Below are 4,064 nucleotides of genomic sequence, written 5' to 3'. Positions count from 1 at the left end.
CGCTCTTGCTGCTGCGTGACGAGGCAGGCAGCGTGCGCGCCTTCCTCAACGTCTGCCGCCACCGCGGCATGCGCCTTTTGGATGAACACGGCGTGTGCGAGAAGAAATCCATCGTTTGCCCTTACCACGGCTGGACCTATGCACTGGACGGCCGGCTGAAGCACTTCCTCCATCCGGAGGCCTTCCCCGGACTCAAGGCCGAAGAATACAGGCTGGTCGAGCTGCCCTGCGCCGTGCATCACGGCCTGGTCTGGGCGCGGCCGACGCCGGGCCCGGCGCTCAACCTCGCGGGCTATCTCGGCGGCATCGACGAAGAGCTGGGCGTTTTCCTGGGCGACAGCGTACTGTTCCGGCGCGTGGACACGCGCCATGCCGCCAACTGGAAGCTGGTCATCGACGCCTTCCTCGACGGCTATCACATCCGCGTCCTGCACCGCGAGACGATCTACCCGTTCTTCGTGGACGCACTGGCGGTGTCGGAGCCGGTGGATCCGCATATCCGCTCCGCCGCGGCGCGCCGCAGGATCGGCGAGGCGGTCAACCTGCCCGCCGAGCAGTGGGACCTGCGCGAGCATTGCACCTTCACGCATTTCGTGTTCCCGAACACGGTGTTCATCTTCCACCCGGACTACGCCAGCGTGATCTCGGTGTTCCCGGAAGGCACGGGCCGGCTGCGCTGGGTGCACCAGATGCTGGTCCCGCGCGACCAGCACAGCGAGGCGCGCCGGCCGCACTGGGAAAAGACCTTCAACCTGATCGAGCAGACCGTGTTCCAGCGCGAGGACCTGTTCGCGGCCGAGGGCATCCAGGCGGGCCTGGCGTCCGGCGCCAACGCCGAGCTGCGCGTCGGCCGGCTGGAGCACCCGATCCTCGCGTTTCATGCCGCGATCCAGCGCGCGCTGGACGGATTACCCGCCACGTCATTGAGCGCATGACCCGCGCGCTGCAGAGTGGGGCCGTCACCCGCAGCCTGGAGTGCGCCATGAAGAAGTCATTGCTGTTCGTCGTGTTGGCCGCGTTCGGCCTCTTCAGTACCTATGTCGTCTACATCCACGGTTATTTCGGCCTGTGGCAGGCCGGCCTCGCCAATGCCGCCACGCTGCAGATCCTGCTGGACCTGGTGATCGCCTGCCTGATCCTGATCGTCTGGATGTTCCGGGATGCACCGGAGCGCGGGATCAATCCCTGGCCTTATGCGCTGTTGACGCTGGCCGGCGGCTCGCTCGGCGTGCTGGTGTACCTGATCCGGCGCGAGTATGCGCCGGTGCGGCCGGGCGAGGCGGCCATAGCGTAATTCCGTATACCTCGATTTTTCTCCCTCCCCCTTGACGGGGGAGGGCAGGGGTGGGGGTGAAATCAGCCTGCTAAACTGGCGCGCATCCCCGTTCCCGGAGTGCGTCATGTCAAAAGGACCTTTCGATTTCACCGGCAAGACCGTGTTCGTCGCCGGCGGCACCAGCGGCATCAACTTCGGCATCGCGCAGGCCTTCGCCCGCGCCGGCGCCAGGCTGGCGGTGCTAAGCCGCAAGCAGGACAAGGTGGACCATGCCGTCGCCGAGCTGAAAAAGCTCACGTCCACGGCGATTGGATTTGCCGCCGACGTACGCCAGCCCGAGGCCATCGAGGCCGCCTTCAAGAGCGCGCACGAACAGCTCGGCGAGATCGACGTGCTCATCTCCGGCGCCGCCGGCAATTTCCCGGCGCCGGCGCTGGGTATCTCGCCGAACGGCTTCAAGTCGGTGGTGGACATCGACCTGCTCGGCACCTTCCATGTGATGAAGGCGGCCTTCCCGCACCTGAGGAAGCCCGGCGCCTCGGTCATCAACATCTCCGCACCGCAGTCCGAGCAACCGATGATGTTCCAGGTGCACGTGTGCGCGGCCAAGGCCGGCGTGGACATGGTCACGCGCGTGCTGGCGATGGAGTGGGGGCCGCTCGGCATCCGCGTGAACTCCATCAGCCCCGGGCCGATCGAGGGCACCGAGGGCATGCGCCGCCTGTCGCCGACGCCCGAGGCGGTGAAAATGGTCACGGAGTCCGTGCCGCTGGGTCGCTACGGCACGCCGGAGGACATCGCCCAGACGGCGATGTTCCTGTCCTCGCCCTATGCCAGCTATATCACCGGCGTATTCCTGCCAGTGGACGGCGGCTGGGTGCTGGCCGGCGCCGGCAGCGTGATGAACGCGCTGGTGCAGGGCGGGCTTGGCAAGGCCTAACATGGCATGCGCAGCGCCCCGGCGATGCGCGGCACGGCCTCGTTCCGCTTCTACGAGGAACTGAACGATTTCCTGCCGCCGGCGCGGCGCCGGCGGCGCTTCCGCTACCCGTTCCGCGGGCGCCGCTCGGTCAAGGACATGATCGAGGCGCTGGGCGTGCCGCACACCGAGGTTGACCTGATCCTGGTGAACGGGCGTTCGGTAGGTTTCCCGTACATCGTGCGCGACGGCGACGACATCAGCGTCTACCCGGTATTCGAGTCCTTCGACATCGCGCCGCTGCAGCGCCTGCGCCCGAAACCGCTGCGCGTCACGCGCTTCGTGCTCGATACACACCTCGGCACGCTGGCGCGTTACCTGCGCACGCTCGGTTTCGACAGCCTCTACCGCAACGACTGGCATGACGCCGAGCTGGCGCGCATTTCGGACGAGGAGCGCCGCATCCTGCTGACGCGCGACGTTGGCCTGCTCAAGCGCAGCCGGGTGACGCGCGGCTGCTTCCTGCGCGAGACCGACCCGCGCCGGCAGTTGCGCGAAGTGGTGGCGCGCCTCGATCTGCGCCGGAGCATCCGCCCGTTCCGGCGCTGCACGCGCTGCAACGGCCTGCTGCGCGTGGCGGCGAAGCGGCGGCTGCAGGGCAGGGTGAAGCCGGAGATCCTGGCGGCCTTCGACGACTTCCGCCTGTGCCGCGGCTGCGGCCAGGTGTACTGGCCGGGCAGCCATTACGACCGCATGGGCCGGATGATCGGCGAGTTGCGGACCCTCCAGACCGGCTGATGCCGGCAGGGCTATACTCAGCCAGTCCCGTACTTGGTATGCCGGCGGCATTGCCGCGAGGAGGCTTCACGGCTTACGTGAATTGACGGACCAAGGGCCCCACAGCTGACCACCTGCAACTGCGCCTGGGGTTGTCCCTGCCAGTTCAATGCGCTGCCGATCCATGGCCACTGCCGGGCATATGTCAGCATGCGTATTGACGAAGGACACTTCGGCAAGACCCGACTGGACGGCCTCAAGTGGGCCATCCTGGCGGCCTGGCCGGGGCCTATCCACCTGGGCAACGGCCAGCTGCTGGAAAAGCTGTTGCCCTATGGCGACCGGGTCGGCCGCGTCAGCGGCCTGTGCCTTATAGTGCTGGGCATGTTCCTGCTGCTCGATGTCTGAATGCCCAGCCCCGCCGAAGCTGCCCTGATGCAACAGGCAACAGCGGTGGCCGCACGTGCCCTTGCCGGCGGCGCACTGCAGCCCATCCGTACGCACGAGGCCACGGTGACGGACCGCGGCCTGCCGTTCCGCGTGCGTGTGGTGGACAGCCTGGCGCGCAAGGCCGCCGCCCGGCGCGAACCGCAGGCCCGACCCAACCCCTTCCTGCCTTACGACCCGGCGCTGTTCGTGGCCGAGCTGTCCGGACGGTATGTCGTGCTGCTCAACAAGTACCCGGTGATCGAGGGGCACTTGCTGATCGTGACGCGCAACTTCGAGGAACAAGAAACGTCGCTCTCGGGCGAGGATTTCGCCGCGCTGTGCCACTGCCTGGCACAGATGGACGGGCTCGGCTTCTACAACGCGGGCCTGGCCGCCGGCGCCAGCCAGCGGCACAAGCACTTGCAGCTGGTGCCGCAGCCGGCACTCGGCGAACTGCCACTGGAGCCGGAAATCCGCGCCGCGCTGGAGATCGGCGCGCTCGCCACTGCCTTACCTTTCCGGCATGCGCTGGCGCCGCTGGACCCGAACTGGCTGGACGATCCCGCCGCGGCAGGGCCGCGGCTGGCGCAGATCTACGAGCGGCTGCTGGCGGTCGTCGGCCGGGGTGGCGACCGCGGCTATGGCGGTTACAATCTGCTCATC

At 67.6% G+C, this 4,064-nt stretch carries 6 protein-coding genes; all 6 read left to right on the top strand.

From position 1 onward, the window contains the following. Positions 1–935: aromatic ring-hydroxylating dioxygenase subunit alpha (locus VNJ47_10055; GenBank protein HXG29171.1), on the top strand; the 935-nt coding region annotated here is incomplete at its 5' end. A 47-nt stretch (positions 936–982) separates the two neighbouring features. Then, entirely contained in the window at positions 983–1,294 is a 312-nt protein-coding gene (locus VNJ47_10050; protein HXG29170.1) for a DUF2834 domain-containing protein, read from the top strand. Positions 1,295–1,400: 106 nt separating this feature from the next. After that, on the top strand, positions 1,401–2,216 hold the full coding sequence (locus VNJ47_10045) for an SDR family oxidoreductase (protein HXG29169.1): 816 nt from the start codon (positions 1,401–1,403) through the stop codon (positions 2,214–2,216). Between the two features lie 6 nt (positions 2,217–2,222). Further along, positions 2,223–2,993, top strand: coding sequence for a Mut7-C RNAse domain-containing protein (locus VNJ47_10040; GenBank protein HXG29168.1), 771 nt, complete (start codon positions 2,223–2,225; stop codon positions 2,991–2,993). Between the two features lie 81 nt (positions 2,994–3,074). Then, entirely contained in the window at positions 3,075–3,380 is a 306-nt protein-coding gene (locus VNJ47_10035) for a DUF1326 domain-containing protein (GenBank protein HXG29167.1), read from the top strand. A gap of 27 nt (positions 3,381–3,407) precedes the next feature. Further along, the coding region (locus VNJ47_10030) for a DUF4922 domain-containing protein (GenBank protein ID HXG29166.1) at positions 3,408–4,064 on the top strand (657 nt) is incomplete at its 3' end.

The sequence above is a fragment of the Nevskiales bacterium genome (assembly GCA_035574475.1).
GTDB lineage: Bacteria > Pseudomonadota > Gammaproteobacteria > Nevskiales > DATLYR01 > DATLYR01.
This window is presented reverse-complemented; position numbering and strand designations above follow the sequence as displayed.